Below are 20,113 nucleotides of genomic sequence, written 5' to 3'. Positions count from 1 at the left end.
GAACTCGATTATTTTTTTAGTTTACGAATAATTTTTTTAGCCAATGGTACCCCATGTTCAAATAGCTTATATCGTATTGGACGTAGAATCAAATCAAACTCTCCAATATATTCCACAAACTCACCCGTAAATCCTTTTTTAAAGCGGTAAAGTCCATGTAGTGGATTTTCCGGGCTCAGATCACCTGATATTCCACGAAAATCATACATATTACATCCTATTTTATAAGCATCTTGTATCATTTTCCATTGAATTAAATAGTTGGGCATGATATTTCGAAAAGCATTATCACTGGCTCCATATAAATACCATGCTGTTTTCCCATTAATGATCATAATTGTTCCTGAAACAATAATTCCCGTTGGATGCTCCTTAGATAATTCCATCAATTCTTTTTCTTCTCTTAGGAGCTTTTCTAAGCGTTTTTCATCATATTTTTCTTTTGCTTGTTCTTTTTGAAGTTGCTGTGATACGGTTTTTAAGGCTTTTTCTACATTATATCTTGCCATATAAAATTTTAGTTTTCCGGCTGGATAGAGCACATCATACATACTTTGAAAATATTCAAGAGGTCTTGGAATAAATCCATCCCGTTCTCCAGTAACACGCATAATCTTTTCAAAAATTTCAAGTTCTTCGCGAGAACCCTCATAGATTTCGACACCCTTTTTTTCTGCAAGGCGTATGTTATAACGAGTCTTATGGTGAAATTTTTTCATCAATTCATCTAAGTCTCTATCCAATGGGAGTCTATAAACAAACCTTGGCTGTATCCCATCAAAATCAAGGGTAACCCCTTTGTGGTGATACCCTAAATTACAGAGGCTTTTTATAATATTCTCATGATTAAACCCTTCCTCAACAAGGTGCCCCTCAGCGTCATGTTCTCTATACATGACACAAGGGTCAATCTTAACCATAATCCCTTTATTCGCCTTCGCATAGGCAGCAATTTTTTGTGTAAATTCTCGAATCACCGTTGTGTTTGAATAATCCAGCACAAATCCTCGAGGCGCATAATACATGTAACCATTCATCAAAGGTAGCTTACGTTTTAACAGCATACAAGCTGCAACGAGCTCCCCTTGGTCTTTTAGACCTATAAGCTCATATGACCATGCACCTTTACTTTTAAACTGTCCCCATTCTTCAGACTGTAAAAATTGTCCATACTGATGTGTTTCATTCCAGCGTTTATAGCTTTGATGATCAAGATTTGTTACTAATTCCATTGTCTTCCTCCAATATATGTCGACGTTCAATATTCTCTTTAAAATATAGTGGTGATTTTTTATATTCTACAAAGTCCCCTATCTTCATATCTATTCCTGTAATATCAATCATTGTATACTGCATATTAACCATACCAATAATAGGGAGCTTTTTTCCTTGATAAAGCATATACTCTTTTCGCAAAAATGCTTTAATGACACGCCGTGCAAAAAAACGCAGCTGATGCACTCTTGATTGTCCAATCGGACTTTTTTCAATGCCAATTCCTTCATAAAATCCTGCTTCAACCACGCCGATTTTACTATCCTTTTTTAGGCGATATCGTCGCCCATATCCAATGCGTTGCCCCTTGCCTCTTTCATGGACACTTACCACTGGAAGTTTTATTGACGCAATAGACTTTAATTCAATATGTCTTTCACTTCCCACTGGTCCAAACAGCGCATTACCAATTCGAATCATATCATATTGTAACTGTGCATAATCAATGGCGATTTCTGAATTCGCTAAATGAAAAAGTATATTTTTTGTGTCTATTTGCGCTTGAATTTGTTCTTTAAACGCTAAAAAACATTTGTTCTGTTGCTCTACCCACGTTGCATCTGTTTTCTTTGTCATGGATATATGCGAATATACACCTCGAATCACAATATAATTACTATACATCATGTAGTGCTTTAAAAAGGAGGCGACCCCTTCTTTATCAAGCCCAAAGCGTCCAAACCCTGTATCCACTTTTAGGTGTATCTGAATCTTTTTTTTCGTCCCTTTTACTTGGGCCTCTATGTATTGAAACAAACGCATCGCCTGTTCAGTGCTTTCTATGGTTATGGTTACTTTATTTTCAATGGCTAATTCAAAATCATAAGAAGGTCCTAGTACAAGAATTTCCTGTATAATCCCGTGTTGTCTGAGTAATAAAGCCTCATGAAAAAATCCTACCCCAAAAGAATCCACTTGAAAGGATAGGGCCTTTGCAATTTCCAACATCCCATGACCATAGGCATTACTTTTGATAATCGCCATAATTTTTACATTTTCTTGAATAATGCGTTGAACCTTTGCAAGATTCTCAATGAGTTTTTTCTGATCCACCTCTATAATCGGATGCATTTGTCTCCTCCATTCATCTATAGCTTAACTATGTCATTATAACGATAATCCTTAGATTTATCAAGCATCTTGCTTAAACAAAATGGCTTCGGCAATATGCTGGTCATGTATATATTCACTGTTGTCCATATCTGCAATCGTTCTTGCAACTTTTAATAGACGATGATATGAGCGGGAACTTAGATTTAAAGTCCTATAGACTTCTCTTAATAGTTCATCGGCCACAGAGGATAATTGACAATATACCGGAATCTTGTCTACGGGAATATTGGCATTGAAAATAAACTCTTCATTTTTATAGCGTTTAGATTGAATGGAATGGACTTGCTTGACGCGCTCCAAAATCTTCTTTGAACATTCACCACTTTGATGTTCTTTTAGTTGCTGATATTTCATAGGCATCATCTCAATATGCAAATCAATTCGATCTATAATGGCTCCACTTATTTTTGTATGATATTTTTCAATTTGCGAAGGTAGGCATTGACACTTGTCTGTATGTGGATAATATCCGCAAGGACATGGGTTCATAGCCGCTATAAGTATAAAATCTGCTGGAAAAGAAAAAACATGGTGATTTCTTGACAGCAAAATATAGCCTTGTTCCAAAGGCTCTCTCAACGACTCAATGACATCTTTACGAAATTCAGGAAATTCATCCAGCATGAGCACCCCTTTATGTGCAAGACTAATTTCTCCCGGTTTTGCCAATGAACCTCCACCAATAAAACTTGCTCGTGTAATCGAATGATGGGGATCTCTAAATGGGCGTCCATAAATAATCTGTCTATTGTTTAATAATTTTTCTGCAGCTGAATATATTTTGGTTAAATCTATGATTTCTTTATCTGACAAAGGAGGCAAAATAGTTTTAACCCGTTTTGCCAGCATGGTCTTACCGATTCCCGGCGGACCTTTTAGCATTGCATGATGCATTCCACTCACAGCTATCTCTAACCCTCTTTTTGCATGCTCTTGGCCAATAACTTGAGAAAAGTCTTCTAATGGCTCTGCGCCCCCATCTAAGCTCTCTAATAAGCTACTATGGATTACCTGTTGATGCTCTAGATAATTCGATTTAATGCAAGCCACCACTTCTTGCAAATCATCGACGCCTATAATCTCTAGATCTTTAATCAGCATCGCTTCATGTATATTTCCTTTTGGAATAATACAACGTTTTATTCCTTCATTCTTTGCTTCGTCAAGTAAAGAGACAATTCCTTTTATAGGTCGAATCTCTCCATTAAGGGCTAACTCTCCTAATACAATCGTTTGATTAAGATGTGCAACAGGAATAATACGCTCACAGCATAAAATGCCTACAGCAATGGCCAAATCAAATCCCACACCCTCTTTACGAATATGCGCCGGAGCTAGATTAATCGTTATTCGTTTATACGGAAATGTATATCCCGAGTTTTTTATTCCTGTTCTTACTCGCTCTTTTGCCTCTTTGATAACACTGCCCGGCATTCCGACGATATCTAATTTGGGAAAACCTTCTGAAATATCAACTTCAACATCAATAAGCATCCCTTTAATTCCTAATAGTGTTCCACAAAAAATTTTACAATACATAGCCGTCCTCCTAAGCTGATTATACCTACACTTTTTTTTATGTACAATCACACTTTTTGGCTATTTCAGCACGAAAAAAAGGTGCATCGTCTTTTGATACACCTTTTTACATACTATGAAAAGTCTCTATGTTTCAATGAATTAATCAAATAAGCCTGTAGAAAGATAACGCTCTCCGGTATCACAAATAATGGTCACAATATTTTTATCTCTAAACGTTTCACGCTTTGCAAGTTCTATGGCTGCATACACATTTGCACCTGCAGATATACCCACCAAGATACCTTCAGTACGGGCAATTTCTCTAGCCATTGCAATGGCATCTTCATTGCTCACTTGTATAATTTCATCCAGCAGATGAACATCCATTACTTTCGGAATAAACCCGGCTCCTATCCCTTGAATTTTATGAGGACCTGGTGCTTGTCCCGAAAGAACAGCCGAATCCTTAGGCTCAACTGCGACGACATATACATCTGATAGTTGTTCTTTGAGCACTTTTCCAACACCGGTAATCGTTCCTCCCGTTCCAACGCCTGCTACAAAAGCTGCTACATTCTTGTCCGTGTCTTTTAAAATTTCAACCGCCGTTGTTTTTTGATGAATTTCCGGGTTCGCCGGATTATCAAACTGACTAGGGATGAATACTTTCGCATAACTTTCAGCTAACGCATTTGCTTTATCAATTGCACCTCGCATTCCTTTAGTGCTATCGGTTAATACAATCTTTGCTCCAAAGCTTCCTAGCAAGCGTCGACGTTCAATACTCATAGATTCAGGCATTGTAAGAATGATTTTATATCCTCGTGCTGCTGCAATGGATGCTAAGCCTATTCCCGTATTCCCACTTGTCGGTTCAATAATTATTGTATCCTTGTCTAGCTTTCCTTCTTGTTCTGCCTTAAGAATCATATTTAATGCAATACGATCTTTTACACTGGCTCCCGGATTAAAAAACTCCAACTTACCTACAATTCTTCCTAGCGCTCCATGCGCCTTTGCAATACGATCCATGTATAACAACGGAGTCTTTCCAATTAATTCCATCATATTATTATGAATAGTCATCATATCCCTCAACTTTCTAATGCTTGTTTTAGGTCATCGATTAAGTCCTCGACATCTTCGATTCCGACGGATAATCGAATCATCTCTTGCGTAACACCTGCTTCTTTTTTCGCCTCATCCGAAAGCTGCTGATGTGTTGTTGATGCCGGATGAATCACCAATGATTTTGCATCGGCCACATTGGCTAAAAGGCTAAATAGTTCCAATTTGTTGATAAACGTTTTTGCCGCTTCATATCCTCCTTCTAAACCGAAAGTAAAGATAGCGCCTGCACCTTTTGGCAAATATTTTTTCTTTAATTCGTAATCCGGGCTGGAAGGTAGCCCTGGATAATTAACCCACTTGACTTTCGGATGCTTTTCTAGATACTCGGCAATCGTTTGAGCATTATCAACATGCCTTTGTACACGTAACGACAAGGTTTCTAATCCCTGTAAAAACAAAAAGGCATTAAATGGACTTAACGCAGCACCCGTATCTCGAAGAAGCGTTACCCGCATTTTTGTAATATATGCCGCCGCACCGACGTCTTTTGCATATACTATACCATGATAGCTAGAATCCGGTTGTGTAAATCGAGGAAACTTATTAGAATTTGTCCAATCAAATTTTCCTGAATCAACAACAACCCCACCAATTGAAGTTCCGTGTCCTCCAATATATTTTGTAGCTGAATGCACAACAATATCTGCACCAAACTCGAAGGGTCGAATAAGATACGGTGTTCCAAATGTATTATCTACAATAAGAGGAATATGATGTTCATGAGCTATCTGTGCAACCTTTTCAATATCAATAAGGTTCACTCGGGGATTTCCAATCGATTCAATAAAAATTGCCTTTGTTTTATCTGTTATGGCTTTTGCAAAATTTTGTACATCGCTAGGGTCTACAAAAACTGTTTGAATTCCATATTGTGGCAATGTATTGGCAAACAAGTTAAACGTTCCGCCATAAAGTGTATTTGCAGCAACAATTTCATCTCCAGCACCTGCAATATTCATAACAGAATACGTAATCGCCGCCGAACCTGAAGCAACAGCCAATGCACCCACACCGCCTTCAAGTAAAGCCATACGTTCCTCAAATACGGCTGTTGTCGGATTCATTATACGTGTATATATGTTCCCGGCTTCTTTTAGAGCAAAAAGATTTTCTCCGTGTTCAAAATCTTTAAAATTATACGATGTGGTTTGATAAATCGGAACAGCGCGTGAACCTGTTGTTGGATCAGGTTCTTGTCCACCATGTAATTGCAACGTGTCAAACTTGTAATTTTTATTCATTTTGTTACCTCCTATACACCTTATCTATGCATCAACGGGTTCAGTTAACATCCTATTATTTATCGATAGAATGTTAAAAGGATTTTACTTATAGTATCAGGGAATAGATTCTTTGTCAATACTTTTCTCATACTAAACATATAAGTTATGTATCCAATGACTTTTATGTATAATAAAAAGATATATATGGGCACATCACAACATCAGGGCACATACATATCTTTTTTGTAAACATTATTCTTCTGTAATCATTTTATTGATTTCATTAACAAAAGTATTGATATCTTGAAACTCACGATAAATAGACGCAAATCGTACATAGGCTACTTGATCAAGCTTTCGCAATTGTTCCATTACAAGCTCGCCGATATATGCACTGTCGACTTCTTTTTTCATCGTATTATATAAGTTATTTTCTATCGCATCGATAACTGCGTCAATTTGTGACATCGAAATAGGACGTTTGTGGCATGAACGAATCAGTCCAGACAATATCTTATCTCGAGAATATGGTTCCCGTGAACGGTCTTTTTTGATAACAATTAGCGGAGCGCTTTCAATGGTTTCATATGTTGTGAACCTTCGATCACATTCTTCACAATGTCGACGCCTGCGTATCGCATTTTGTTCTTCAGAAGGTCTTGAATCAATCACCCTTATCGCATCACTGTTACAATATGGACATCTCATACGTACCTCCTAGAACTTTTTGCGTTTTTGCAAGAATTCAGGTATCTCTATTCGATCATAAGTATTGCTTACTGTAGGCTTTGATGGCTTTGGCACCTCTTGTTCGTTAGTGTTTTCTACCGTTGTTTGATCTGCTTGCTCTGTCTGTTCTGGCTCTGTTGCCACTTCTTTTTCTTCAACTTGTGCGGCGCTTTGACTTGGTTGGACTGCCACTGGCGTCTCCTCATCTGTCTCTTCAAATCCAGTTGCAATAACAGTAACAATGATTTGATCTTCTAACGAATCATCAATACTTTGTCCATAGATAACGTTAGCATTGTTGCCTGCCGCCTCTTGGATAAGTTGTATTGCATCATTAGCATCAAACATCGACATGTTTGAATCTCCACTAATATTAATAAGCATATGTCGTGCACCATCAATGGTCGTCTCAAGAAGCGGACTTGAAATCGCCAGCTTCGCTGCATCTTCTGCTTTATTGTCTCCATGGGCATGACCTACACCAATGTGTGCGACGCCTTTATTGCTCATAACCGTTGCAACGTCTGCAAAGTCAAGGTTAATAATACCCGGAGTATATATAAGGTCAGAAATCCCTTGGACACCTTGTTGTAAAACTTCATCTGCCTTCTTAAATGCATCACGCATAGTGGTTCGTCGATCAATGACGCTTAACAGCTTTTGATTTGGAATGACAATAAGTGTATCCACGAATCGCTTTAATTCCTCGATACCCATTGTTGCATTGGTCATACGCGCCTTACCTTCAAATACAAAAGGCTTTGTGACAACACCAACAGTTAATATATCCATCTCTCTAGCAATTGACGCAACAACCGGAGCCGCTCCTGTACCTGTTCCGCCACCCATTCCTGCTGTAATAAAAACCATATCTGCATCTTTTATCATATCCGCTAATTCATCACGGCTTTCTTCTGCTGCCTTTAAACCAATTTCAGGTTTTGCTCCCGCACCCAATCCGCGAGTTAATTTTTCTCCAATTTGAATTTTTACAGGTGCTTTTGAAGCCTGCAATGCTTGGGCATCTGTATTAATTGCAACAAAGTCCACACCTTCCAAACTTCCTTCAATCATTCGATTAACTGCATTGTTTCCGCCGCCACCTATACCTACGACTATAATCTTTGCTGCTGTATTTGTTTCATTTGCTTTAATTTCCAACAACTTATATCCTCCTCACGTTCTAATATACGTGTTTTTCTATTCAGCTATTCTATTCTACCTTTGTATCTAGTATAAGTATTTTATGCAATTTTTGCAAGTAATAAATATACAATATATGCTATAACTCTAAATATTTTTCAAGATGTAGTACGATCACTTTTAAATATGATATTTTGATCAACATTTTCAATGGATAAAAATCCACTTTCACCTTCTGGTAAAGTATGTATTATTTCTCGCATTAATTGGAATTTTTCTTCAATTCTTGCAATATCTCCTATAAAAACCTCCAAACTTCCACATTCAAGAGATATCTGCGTATCCTTTCCATAGGAAAAGTCAATGCTTTGGACAGGTATGTCAAATGCCTCCATGTTTCTATAAATAGTATATACTGCATCAACAATTGCTTTATCTACTTCTAAAGGTTCATATATTGTAAACTCTGATATATCAATCCCTTTAACAATTGGTTTTTCACTAGGTTTATCTGTATAATCAACAATATAACCATTATTATCAATACACAAATATTTTCCTAGATATTCAACATATCCAATAATTTCTTTTTCATAAATTTGAATCTTTATGTTTTTCAAATCCGGATATGAGATTTCCATTCTAGAAATGTACCCTTTATCTGTAATACGATCGACACGATTAAGCATGACGTCAAAAACAGAAGCTTGTTCATTATAGGGCAACAAAGCAATAATTTCTTCTCGTGTATAATACGTACTTCCCTGAATGGTAATTGCCTCAATGGGTGTTTTTATGGCAACAACCACCAAAATCCCAATAAGAATAACTGATATGACAATTATTCGTCGCATTATTTTTCGCTTTAAGCGCATAGCATCACTCTCCAATCATTGCTTCGATATAATTATGTCGCGCTATATTAAGAACTAGCCCTATTTCAGCGAGCAGCATAATTATTGAAGCCCCTCCATAACTAATAAATGGTAAAGGCATTCCCGTTGTTGGAATTAAGTTAATCGCAACCCCGATATTAATAAACGCCTGTATCCCTATATGTGTCATGACTCCAACCCCAATCAAATAATGTTCCATTGATTTGGCTGTAATCGATATCTGGGCAATGCGATAGATAAGAACCATATACAGACCGATGATTGCCACGCCTCCTAAAAGGCCTAATTCTTCACAAATGACTGCAAAGATAATATCGTTGTGCGCTTCAGATATATAGCCCATCTTTTGCATACTTTGTCCTAAGCCAATTCCTGTTAGTCCTCCAGAGCCAATCGCATATAGCGACTGAATGATTTGGCGTCCTACACCTTCCGGATCTGACCACGGGCCTTCTAAGTATGTTTTAATCCGTCCCATACGATAAGACGACAAAAGTACAAAACCACTACTCATTACAAGTAACATAATCGCAAATACAAACAACTTAATGATATGCCTATATGCGACAAAAAGCATCGCACCACATATAGCCAAAAAAACAACTGCTGTACTTAAGTCTTCCTTTGCAATTAAGGCTAAAGGAATTAATACAATTACTCCAAGCAATCCTAAAACTTTGGGTTCACTTAAATGTTTTTTAAACATTGTTAAGAACAGTGCTAATGTAACAATAATTGTAAACTTAGCTAGTTCTGATGGCTGAAGATTAAAATTACCAATTTCTATCCATCGCTTTGCCCCTTTGACATTGTCCGCCACAAAAAGTACTGCCACAAGTAAAAAGACCGTCGTTAAATATCCTAAGACAACAAACTTATTCATAAAAGTAATTTGAACCCTTGATATAATCATCATAATGATTAATCCAACTACAGCATAAATCGTTTGCTTCATGTAAGGTTCTAGTGCATCACCGGATACAGAGGAATAAAAACTTGATGAATAAACCATAATAATTCCAAAAACTACCAAGAACAATACGACAAAAATAACACTATATTCTGTTGGTGTACTCATAAATACACGATTATATTTTTTATGGTTCTTTTTATTTCTTTTCATCGAATATCCTCATCGTTCATGCAAAATACTATATTGCCAATAGTGCGACCAGTGACATGATCACCGTGATAATGGTAAAATATGTTACAACTTGTGTCTCTGCCATACCACTTAATTCAAAGTGATGATGGATCGGCGCCATTTTAAAAATACGTTTTTTATGTTTTTTATAATATCCCACCTGAATAATTACAGAGAGTGATTCGATTAGATAGATAACTCCAAAGAGTAAAATAAATAGCGGTATTCTCAAGCTAATTGCCATTGCTGCTACAAACCCTCCTAAAGCAAGAGAACCTGTGTCCCCCATAAACACTTTTGCCGGATATGTATTATAAAGCAAAAAGGCAATTAAAGCTCCTGTAACAATAGCCGGCATAAGCTCTTGGTTGGTTTCTAAAATAATAGCCGCCAACACAAAGAAGAAACTAATGACACTTGTCACCGAAGTCGCCAATCCATCTAATCCATCGGTCAAATTAACTCCATTAACTGTCCCTAAAATTACAACAAGCATGATAGGAATAAAAAACAGCCCTAGGTTAAGTTCATAACCATATACAAAAGGTATAATAATTACCGTTGTCAGCAACTTTGTTTTTAGTCCGATAAATAAATAAGCAAGTGCTACAATAACTTGTAAACCAAATTTTTGTCTTGCTGACAAACCTTCGGATTGTCGTTTTTTTATTTTTAACCAATCATCAAGAAAACCTATAATGCCAAAGGAAAGCATCGTTAATAGTACAATAAGCATTTCCCCGTTCTGTCTACCCCATATAAAAGCAGCAATCACGATACCGATAATGAAAATAACGCCTCCCATCGTTGGCGTCCCTTGCTTTTTCAGATGTGTTTGTGGACCATCATCTCGAACATGTTGTCCAAATTTTAAGCGTTTTAAAATCGGGAGCAACCTTGGGCCAATGATTGCTGTAATGACAAAGGTTAACATAAGGGGAATTATCCAATTAGTTGACATCTTCATTCTCCTTGATATATTTTTTTATTTCTTCTGCATCGTCAAAATGAATTTTTTCTTTGCCAATGATTTGATAATCTTCATGACCTTTTCCTGCAACCAATATCAAATCCTTGGGCTCTGCAATAGAAAGCGCCTTCTGGATAGCTGCTCTTCGGTCAACAATTCTTAGATACGGACACGTTGTCTTTGATATACCCTCCTCAACTTCGTCAAGAATGCATTCCGGATCTTCTGTTCTTGGATTATCCGATGTTATAATACAATAATCCGAATATCGTCCTCCAATTTCTCCCATAATCGGACGCTTTGACCTGTCTCTATCGCCTCCACACCCAAACACTGTAATAACCCGCTTAGGAGCAAATCCTTTCATGGATTTTAGTACATTCTCAAGACCATCCGGTGCATGTGCATAATCTACAATTGCATTATATCCCTTTGGAGATTCGATGGTTTCAAACCGACCTTTTATACGACTATTTTGCGCCAACGCATTAAGAATCTCTTCTATTTGGACACCCAAGCTCAAGGCAGCACCAATGGCAGCCAATCCATTATAGACACTAAAGTCTCCAGGTGTCTGCAAGTTCACCGGATATATTTTTTGATTATAGTTTAATATGAATTCTACTCCAGATAGATGATTCTTGATATTGGAAGCATATAAGACAGCACTAGGATCTAGTATACTATATGTGATATGCTGCGAACATGTTGAATGCTTCAAAATATAGCGTCCCGCCTCATCATCAATATTGATGACACCGGTTTTAGCCATAGTAAAAAGCTTCATTTTTGCATCGCGATAATTTTCCATTGTCTTATGATAGTCCAAGTGGTCTAATGTCAAATTCGTAAAAACCGCCACATCAAACTGTGTATACGCCACACGATATAAGTCAAGCGCGTGGGAGGACACCTCCATAATTACATCTTGAACATTTGCATCCGCCATCTGCTTAAATAACCGTTTTACTTCTATGGATTCCGGCGTCGTACGTTCCGTTTCAAAACTTTCATTACCTATTTTGTTCAATATCGTACCAATCAACCCTGTTTTTCTTCCAATATATTCCAATATATTATTAATCAAAAATACGGTTGACGTCTTGCCGTTTGTTCCTGTAACACCACATAACTTAAATTGTGATGAGGGATGATTAAAAAAATGCGTTGCCATTGATGATAGTACTTTTCGTGCATTATCAACTTGCACCACTGTCACTTCCTGGGCAATCTCTCCATCATAGAGTGATACATCTTCTAATACGATTGCACTCGCACCATTTATAATGCTTTGGCCAATATAGACATGCCCATCTTGCTCAAATCCTTTTATAGCAACAAAGACAAATCCCTTTTCAATTTTTCTTGAATCATTTTGTATTCCTTTGACATTGCAATTAATATCGCCTTGTATAACTCTATATTTTTGTCCTTCTAGCAATCCTTTTAGTTTCATAGTTCCTCCTATTCTGATGTAATTGAAGTATCTACCTCATCTGTTATATTTGTCTCCTCTTCTACAGGTTGTTCAACCTCTTTAAAAATATGTAGGTAAGGCATGACATCTTCCATGACGTCAACAAAAATACTCGCAGAAAAGCGTGAATTAATAACACTCGATTTGGGTTCATCCACAACAACAAGTGTAATAACCTCTGGATTTTCTATTGGTGCAAATCCAATAAAAGAAACTATATAATGTTGATCATCGCGTCCTAATGTCTCCGCTGTTCCTGTCTTTCCTCCAATTTCATAGCCTGCGATGGATGCCTTACGACCAGTACCTTCATTAACAACGCCTGCCAACGCATACTTTGTAATCTCCGCCACTTCTTCACTGATAACTTGACGAACAAGTTTTGGCTGATGGGTCTCAACAATCTGCTGTTCATTTTGAATATTCTTAACTAAATGCGGTTCATATAACTTTCCACCATTAATCAACGATGAAAACCCTGTAATCAATTGTAACGGTGTAATTCCAAAAGTCTGACCAAAGGCACTGGTTGCCAATTCAACTTGATTTAGATTCTCAACTTTATGAATCAAATTTCTGGCCGATGTTTCTCCATTAAGATCAATATTGGTCACCGCTCCAAAGCCAAACATATGCTGATACTTATAAAAAAGATCGCGTCCCAATTGCTCGCCCAAATGCATAAACACAACGTTACAAGAATTTTCGAGACCTTGAGCAATGGTTTGTGTTCCGTGTCCTCCGGTTTTCCAACAATTTATTCTACGGTCTGCTACCTGTAAATAACCATTACACTCATACGTCTGATCTAAGGTTGTTTTTTGTTCCTCAAGCGCCGCAGCAAAAACAAATGGTTTGAAAGTACTTCCAGGTTCATATGCATTGGTAATGGATTCATTCTTCCATAAGTTGTTTAATGCTACTGACTTTTCTTCTTGGGTCATCACTTCTAAAATATCCGGTTCATAATATGCTGTCAAATCATATGGATTTTCCAAACTAAAATCCGGATCATTGACCATCCCATAAATCTCTCCGGTATTTGGATTCATGACAATAACTTGGACAAACGTTGCATCCATATCTTCCCTAAAGGTATTAATAGCATCTTTAATATGCTTTTGAATCGTATAATCAATCGTTAGCGTGACATCATCCCCATTAACTGCCGGAACCTCATTCACTTCGACCATGTTGTCATCTCCCACAGAGCCATACATTCGACCTGGGTCACCTTTTAAAAACTTGTCATACTCAAGTTCAATCCCATATGCTCCTGAAAAATCATTGTTCACAAAACCAATAATATCTGATGCAATTGTTGGATAGGGATAATTACGCTCATAATGTTCTCGATAAAAAATACCGATCACCTTATACGTATCTATATCTTCCTTGATCTGTTTAAATTGATTATAACTATAACCTTTTCCTATAATATCATAGCTATTATGACTATTATCTATTAATTTTTGCCTTAACTCTGCTTTAGAAAATCCAAGATGATCATTAAGATATTGAATCGTTTTTTCAACCGTCTCTTCCTCTTGTCCACTGAGCAATCGGGCATCGAATATTAAATCATAGGTAGCCACAGATTCTGCAAAGACAATTCCATTGCGATCAAGAATACGCCCTCGTTTATCATTTAAAGTAACACTACCTTCTCGCCTAGCAACATTTTGCAAAACAGCGAGATTATAATTTTTTCCTTCGACAAACACTATATACGTCAACTGACCAATTAAAGCTATAAACCCTAAAATAAAGGCAATGAAAAGAAACATACCCTTTCTTTTCATTCCTTTTTCACTTTTTTCTAACACATTATTCACCAACTTTGAAAATATGCCCTAGCACTTGTCCCATCGTCACATTTTCTGATTTTTTTTCAATTTGTTTATATTTTGTTGTATAGCTTACAGGTTCATAACTGATATAATACACTTCACTCGGACCTGGTAAGCGCATACCTAAACGATTCGTTGCTTCTTGATAGACTTGATCCAAATCGACCATACTATCAATATCTTGTTCCAATTGATTATTCTCATTTGTTACTTTTGAAATTTGTGTTTTAACTTTATCGATTTCAGCATTCAATCGATTAATGTTTAGTTGTGTCTCAAGATAGGTTACACATACACCTAACGTTGCAATTATAACAAAAGCAACAACAAAAGTACAGAGACGATTGATTGAGTCAGCAGAAATCTGACGTTTAGGCTCTTCTAAGTAGATTGCATCTGTTTTATTCGACACTTGCTTTCGTCTTACTTTTTTTTCTACAACTTCCTCTTCCTGAACAACTTGTACAGCATTACTACCTATTGTGCGATATGCATATGAATAATTTTTTTTCCTTTCCCCCACATTATTCACCTACTCTTTCAAATATTCTTAGCTTTGCACTTTTTGACCGAGAATTATGCTCCATTTCTTCTTCTGAAGGCAATATCGGTTTTCTTGGTTTCATCTTCCCTTTTGGCTTTAAGCCACAAACACAAACCGGGAAATCTTTGGGGCAGGTACAAGGATCCTCATTGTCTTTAAAAATATGTTTTACGATGCGATCTTCTAAGGAGTGAAATGTAATCACACATAGTCGTCCATTTGGTTTTAACAAATCAATCATGTCAGATAGAGTGTTCTCTAGAACTTCGAGTTCACGGTTAACCTCAATACGAAGTGCTTGGAACGTTCTTTTTGCTGGATGCCCATAATTGATTTTATATTTTGTCGGAATACATCCGTCAATAATTTGTACAAGTTCTTTTGTCGTTTCTATAGGCTTTAGCTCTCGCGTTGCGATGATTTTCTTTACAATTCTAGATGCAAATCGCTCCTCGCCATACACTTTTAGAACCCGCGTCAACTCTTTTTCACTATAGGTATTAACGACATCTTTTGCTGTCGTTGTTAACGTCTGATTCATCCGCATATCCAATGGTGCATCCTGCATATAGGAAAACCCTCGCTCTGGTGTGTCCAATTGATAGGAGGATACCCCTAAATCAAGTAATATGCCATCTACCCCGCTAATGTCCAGTCGCTCCAATTCTGAACGCATTGCTTCATAGTTTGAATGGACCAACTCCACCCGACATTGCATCGAATCAAATTTTTTCGATGATGTGGCAATTGCATCTAAGTCTTGATCAAATCCAATGAAAACCCCTTCTTTTGAAAGGCGTTTTGCAATTTCACTTGCATGTCCGGCACCTCCCAAGGTTCCATCTACATAGACTCCATTTTCTTTTATTTTTAAACCTTCTATACATTCATCTAATAACACTGATATGTGTTTAAATTCCATTAAATGCCTCCGTCCCTGGATCGATTTCCATTTAATATTCCTTCTGCAAGTGCAGACAAGTCATCGTCGCTAATATCATTAAACTCTTCCCATGTCTCTTTATCCCATAGTTCAATCTTAGGTCCAACACCGACGATCATTACTTCCTTTGTTAGATTTCCTCTAGAACGCAGCTCATTACTAATCAAAATCCGTCCTTGCTTATCATATGAGCAAGAAATCGCCGTCGCTAGTATCGCTCGACGCATCAGACGAATTTCTTTTTGAAACTCAGAAGCACTCATTAAAAAGTTTGTTAATTTTTCCCACTCTTGTATTGGATAAACACTTAGACACCCTTCAAATCCTCTGGCAACAACACATTCTTCACCAAGTTCTTCACGAAACTTTGCCGGCATCGTAATACGCCCCTTGCTATCAATAGAATGGCTATATTCACCGTTGAACATGTTGTCACCTCCTGACTTTTTCCCCACTTTTTGACATTATTTGTCACTTTTTGACACCTTATGTCTATTTTAGACCATCTTTCTGCTGAAATCAAGTAATCTGGGCAAAAAAAAAATCAAATTGTCAGTTTAATTTACTTTTTGTAATCTTTCGTAAAAAAAAAGCTATATATAGAGGGAAAACATTCATTTTCCTCTATATATAGCTTTTCACAGACTTTTTTATATACACTTTTTTAAAAAATGATACTAAAGTCCTATATGTTAACTTTCTTTCTTTTATATACAATAAAAACCGCACTGGCAATCACCAAAACAATTGATAGTACTTGGGATGCGGCTATGTTCGTACTTCCAATCAATAATTGGTCTGTTCGAAGCCCTTCAATCCAACTTCTGCCCAATCCATACAGCAAGAAATACATCGCTAATATTTCCCCTTCAAATTTTTTATGTTTTGTGTATAACATCAAGAAAATAACTACACCCAAGTTCCAAAGCGACTCATAAGCAAATGTCGGTTGCACTTGCAAATAATTTCCTTCATATCCTGTCAAGGGACCAATATGTTCTACCATAGATGCAGGAATCTTCGCCTTACTAGCTTTTAAAGCCATGGCAAATACTGAATCTGTATAGCCACCAAAGGCTTCCATATTTATGAAGTTCCCGATACGCCCAATCATTTGCCCCAAAGCTAAACCTGGTACTGCTGTATCCGCCATCTGCGCAAAGCTGATTTTTTTTATACGTGTATATACGACAAGTGCGATTGCCGCACCAATAATACCTCCATAAATTGCAAGACCGCCCTCTCGTGTGGCAAAAATATCCATTAAATTATCTTTATAATCTTCCCACGCAAATGCAACATAATATAATCTCGCACCAATAATAGCACTAATTAAAGCATACAATAAAAAATCACTGTATATTTCAGGGTCTTCTCCATTTTTTTTTGCACGGTACCTTGCCAAGAGCAACCCTGCAATAACACCGGTGATAATAATGATGCCATACCAATATACATCAATATTAAAAATTGTAAATGCAATCGGGTCTATATGTTGAATCTCTATTCCCAAATTAGGAAACACTATGTCCGGGCTCTTTGTATTCATATATTTTTCTCCTATTTTTTGTCAGAAATTTTAGTGTCACGTATATCATAATAATCTATAAAATCAAAAAAAGCAATATTTTCATTTGTTTACTTTTCATCAAGTTATGATATAATGTGAGATGATTATAGATTCTTAAGAACGAAAGGAAGTCATTATGAAACTAGGAATAGTTGGTCTACCCAATGTTGGAAAAAGTACTTTGTTTAATTCGCTTACGAAAGCAGGTGCTGAGTCTGCAAATTATCCGTTTTGTACGATTGATCCAAATGTCGGAATTGTATATGTGCCAGATAAACGTCTTGACGTATTAACTGAATTATATGATTCAAAAAAAACCATTCCCGCGGTCATAGAGTTTGTTGACATTGCCGGCCTTGTAAAAGGTGCAAGTAAAGGTGAAGGCTTGGGCAATAAATTTTTGAGCAATATACGCGAAGTCGATGCCATCGTACATGTTGTACGTTGCTTTAACGATCCAAATGTTGTACATGTCGACGGTGAAATCGGTCCACTTCGAGATATCGAAACTATAAATCTTGAACTTATCTTCTCGGATTTAGATATAGTTGAACGCCGCTTAGCTAAATCAACCAAAGCCGTTAAAGGTGACAAATCTCTTCAAAAAGAGATTCAACTCCTTGAACGTGTCAAAGAAGTTCTTGAAAACGGTCAGTCCGCAAGAACATTAGAGATTGACAGTGATGAGGAACACGCATTACTTGATACATTTAACCTTTTAACTACTAAACCGGTTATATATGCAGCAAACGTTACCGAAGATGATTTAGCTGATGATGGCGACTCCAACGAATACGTGTCCACTGTTCGTGAATTTGCCAAAGAAGAAGGTTCAGAGGTTTTTGTCATTTGCGCAAAAATCGAAGAAGAAATCTCAACATTAGACGAAGAAGACAAAAAAGAATTTTTGGAGGCTTTGGGCATTACAGACACCGGTCTAGACAAATTAATCGCTGCATCCTATCGCCTACTTGGTCTGATCAGTTACCTAACTGCCGGCGAAAAGGAAACACGGGCATGGACGATTACAGAAGGTACTAAGGCGCCACAAGCCGCTGGTAAAATCCATACTGATTTTGAACGTGGATTTATCCGTGCTGAGATCGTTGCCTATGATGATCTTATCACATCCGGCTCCTATACTGCTGCCAAAGAAAAAGGGCTTGTACGTATTGAAGGTAAAGAATACGTTGTCAAAGATGGCGATGTTGTATTATTTAGATTTAACGTATAAAACATAACACTATAAAAGCAGATGCAATAGAATATCATGATATTCTATTGCATCTGCTTTTTCATTGTATAATATAAACTCTCATTGTCCATAATAAATAACAACACCTAGTCGCGCTATTGTATTACCGGTGTTATGATACACATGTTCTACATCAGCCAAAAAACGGGTTGCATCACCTTCATTGAGAATAAACTCTTCTTCTTCAACGCGTATAGACACACTCCCTTCATGTACCACGATAATTTCAATACTGCCTTTGGGATGTGGTTCTGCATGAATATAGCCTTTGGGTGCCATATCCACTTTATACACTTCATAGGGTCGTCCATCTTCATAGGTAAAGTATGGAAACACCTGACATTTTCCCATATCTTCTTCAAAATAAGACACATCACCTTTTCGAATGATAACATATTCGCTTTGCTTTTCTTTAATAAGCTCCGTTAATCCGATGTGAAGCCCATTGGCAATTTTCCATACTGTGCCTAGGGTTGGATTTGATTCTCCACGTTCAATCTGACCGAGCATTGACTTACTGACTTTGGTCATCGAGGCAAGTTTATCTAAGCTTAACCCTCGCTGTTCCCTTATCTCTTTAAGGTTTTTGGCCAAAGCTTGTACAAGATTATCCATAGATAAACCTGACAGCAGTACCATAAGCTATGACTTCTGCTGCTCCTTGCATAATTGCGCTCGATGCATAGCGGATGTTAATAATGCCTTCTGCCCCTAAGGCCTCCGCCTCTTCAACCATTCTCTTAGTTGCCAAGGCACGTGCATCATTCATCATTTCATTATAGGCAGTCAATTCGCCACCAACTAATGTTTTAACACCGCTCATAAAATCTTTACCCGCGTGCCTTGATTGAATCGTTGACCCTTTAACAATACTAATCGTTTCAATCTCTTTTCCTGTTATAAAGTCGGTATTCACCAGTATCATGCTTTTTTCTCCTGGTTATCTATAGATTTTGCTTCTTTATCTTGCGCCTTAAATCGATCCATAATATCTGGGACCAAATCAATAAGTTTTGTCAAACTATCTTGTTTTTTCACATTGACTAAACGTGTCTGCCCATTGGTAATAACCAATACAGCACTCGGAGTTATCTTTGCTCCTAAACCACCTGCTCCCATTGCTTTAGGATCATCGGCTTTTTTTCCTTCAGATGCACCTGTTCCAAGTCCAAAACTCACATCAATCAAGGGTAATATGATTGTATCATCAATGTGAATCGGTTCTCCAACAACTGTTTTAGAATTAATAAATCCCTCCATGCCTGTCATAAGGGAATCGACATTGTTTTTAAAGTTTGAATCCATTATTTCTCCTCCTTATTTAGTGAT

General features: G+C 37.2%; 20 protein-coding genes. 1 reads left to right on the top strand and 19 read right to left on the bottom strand.

Annotated features, from left to right (window positions below; genetic code table 11):
* Nucleotides 1-8: 8 nt before the first annotated feature.
* The 16 genes from QBE53_07140 to lgt form a co-directional block, all read right to left on the bottom strand.
* Nucleotides 9-1,232: a peptidoglycan bridge formation glycyltransferase FemA/FemB family protein gene (locus tag QBE53_07140; protein ID WZL82877.1), complete on the bottom strand. Its 1,224-nt coding sequence runs from the start codon at nt 1,230-1,232 to the stop codon at nt 9-11.
* On the bottom strand, nt 1,210-2,346 hold the full coding sequence (gene alr, locus QBE53_07135) for an alanine racemase (protein ID WZL82876.1): 1,137 nt from the start codon (nt 2,344-2,346) through the stop codon (nt 1,210-1,212). Before alr ends, QBE53_07140 begins: the two co-directional genes overlap by 23 nt.
* Before the next feature lie 60 nt (nt 2,347-2,406).
* Nucleotides 2,407-3,927 carry a YifB family Mg chelatase-like AAA ATPase gene (locus tag QBE53_07130; GenBank protein WZL82875.1) on the bottom strand — a complete coding sequence of 507 codons (1,521 nt, stop codon included), beginning with the start codon at nt 3,925-3,927 and terminating at the stop codon, nt 2,407-2,409.
* Nucleotides 3,928-4,068: 141 nt separating this feature from the next.
* Nucleotides 4,069-4,998 carry a cysteine synthase A gene (gene cysK / locus QBE53_07125; GenBank protein ID WZL82874.1) on the bottom strand — a complete coding sequence of 310 codons (930 nt, stop codon included), beginning with the start codon at nt 4,996-4,998 and terminating at the stop codon, nt 4,069-4,071.
* A 5-nt stretch (nt 4,999-5,003) separates the two neighbouring features.
* Nucleotides 5,004-6,281, bottom strand: a complete 1,278-nt coding sequence (locus tag QBE53_07120; protein ID WZL82873.1) for a homocysteine synthase — start codon at nt 6,279-6,281, stop codon at nt 5,004-5,006.
* 234 nt (nt 6,282-6,515) lie between these two features.
* Nucleotides 6,516-6,971: a transcriptional regulator NrdR gene (gene nrdR, locus QBE53_07115; GenBank protein ID WZL82872.1), complete on the bottom strand. Its 456-nt coding sequence runs from the start codon at nt 6,969-6,971 to the stop codon at nt 6,516-6,518.
* A 9-nt stretch (nt 6,972-6,980) separates the two neighbouring features.
* Nucleotides 6,981-8,156 carry a cell division protein FtsZ gene (ftsZ, locus tag QBE53_07110; protein ID WZL82871.1) on the bottom strand — a complete coding sequence of 392 codons (1,176 nt, stop codon included), beginning with the start codon at nt 8,154-8,156 and terminating at the stop codon, nt 6,981-6,983.
* Nucleotides 8,157-8,293: 137 nt separating this feature from the next.
* Complete coding sequence (locus QBE53_07105; GenBank protein WZL82870.1) at nt 8,294-9,010, bottom strand: hypothetical protein; 717 nt, start codon at nt 9,008-9,010, stop codon at nt 8,294-8,296.
* Between the two features lie 4 nt (nt 9,011-9,014).
* Nucleotides 9,015-10,154, bottom strand: a complete 1,140-nt coding sequence (locus tag QBE53_07100) for a putative peptidoglycan glycosyltransferase FtsW (GenBank protein WZL82869.1) — start codon at nt 10,152-10,154, stop codon at nt 9,015-9,017.
* Between the two features lie 28 nt (nt 10,155-10,182).
* The gene (gene mraY / locus QBE53_07095; GenBank protein WZL82868.1) at nt 10,183-11,136 is read right to left on the bottom strand and encodes a phospho-N-acetylmuramoyl-pentapeptide-transferase; all 954 of its coding nucleotides are present in this window, start codon (nt 11,134-11,136) and stop codon (nt 10,183-10,185) included.
* On the bottom strand, nt 11,126-12,601 hold the full coding sequence (locus QBE53_07090) for a UDP-N-acetylmuramoyl-L-alanyl-D-glutamate--2,6-diaminopimelate ligase (protein ID WZL82867.1): 1,476 nt from the start codon (nt 12,599-12,601) through the stop codon (nt 11,126-11,128). The genes mraY and QBE53_07090 overlap by 11 nt, the downstream gene beginning before the upstream one ends.
* Nucleotides 12,602-12,609: 8 nt before the next feature.
* A complete protein-coding gene (locus tag QBE53_07085) occupies nt 12,610-14,448 on the bottom strand; it encodes a penicillin-binding transpeptidase domain-containing protein (GenBank protein WZL82866.1) in 1,839 nt (612 codons plus the stop codon).
* Between the two features lies 1 nt (nt 14,449).
* Complete coding sequence (locus tag QBE53_07080; protein WZL82865.1) at nt 14,450-14,995, bottom strand: septum formation initiator family protein; 546 nt, start codon at nt 14,993-14,995, stop codon at nt 14,450-14,452.
* Between the two features lies 1 nt (nt 14,996).
* A complete protein-coding gene (gene rsmH / locus QBE53_07075; GenBank protein ID WZL82864.1) occupies nt 14,997-15,938 on the bottom strand; it encodes a 16S rRNA (cytosine(1402)-N(4))-methyltransferase RsmH in 942 nt (313 codons plus the stop codon).
* On the bottom strand, nt 15,938-16,387 hold the full coding sequence (gene mraZ / locus QBE53_07070) for a division/cell wall cluster transcriptional repressor MraZ (protein WZL82863.1): 450 nt from the start codon (nt 16,385-16,387) through the stop codon (nt 15,938-15,940). Before mraZ ends, rsmH begins: the two co-directional genes overlap by 1 nt.
* 257 nt (nt 16,388-16,644) lie before the next feature.
* On the bottom strand, nt 16,645-17,508 hold the full coding sequence (gene lgt / locus QBE53_07065) for a prolipoprotein diacylglyceryl transferase (GenBank protein WZL82862.1): 864 nt from the start codon (nt 17,506-17,508) through the stop codon (nt 16,645-16,647).
* 157 nt (nt 17,509-17,665) lie between these two features.
* Between lgt and ychF the strand changes: the two genes are divergently transcribed.
* Complete coding sequence (gene ychF, locus QBE53_07060) at nt 17,666-18,763, top strand: redox-regulated ATPase YchF (protein ID WZL82861.1); 1,098 nt, start codon at nt 17,666-17,668, stop codon at nt 18,761-18,763.
* An 81-nt stretch (nt 18,764-18,844) separates the two neighbouring features.
* Here ychF and QBE53_07055 read toward each other — a convergent pair whose 3' ends face one another.
* Genes QBE53_07055 through QBE53_07045 form a run of 3 tightly spaced genes read right to left on the bottom strand, consistent with a single transcriptional unit; the run spans nt 18,845 to nt 20,089 of the window.
* Complete coding sequence (locus QBE53_07055; GenBank protein WZL82860.1) at nt 18,845-19,399, bottom strand: XRE family transcriptional regulator; 555 nt, start codon at nt 19,397-19,399, stop codon at nt 18,845-18,847.
* On the bottom strand, nt 19,392-19,709 hold the full coding sequence (locus QBE53_07050) for a YbjQ family protein (GenBank protein ID WZL82859.1): 318 nt from the start codon (nt 19,707-19,709) through the stop codon (nt 19,392-19,394). The genes QBE53_07055 and QBE53_07050 overlap by 8 nt, the downstream gene beginning before the upstream one ends.
* Nucleotides 19,706-20,089, bottom strand: a complete 384-nt coding sequence (locus tag QBE53_07045) for a GerW family sporulation protein (protein WZL82858.1) — start codon at nt 20,087-20,089, stop codon at nt 19,706-19,708. Before QBE53_07045 ends, QBE53_07050 begins: the two co-directional genes overlap by 4 nt.
* Nucleotides 20,090-20,113 lie beyond the last annotated feature (24 nt).

This window comes from Vallitaleaceae bacterium 9-2, from assembly GCA_038396585.1.
Lineage (GTDB): Bacteria > Bacillota > Clostridia > Lachnospirales > Vallitaleaceae > UBA1351.
Note: the sequence above shows the minus strand (reverse complement) of the source record. Positions and strands in the feature narration are given on the sequence as shown.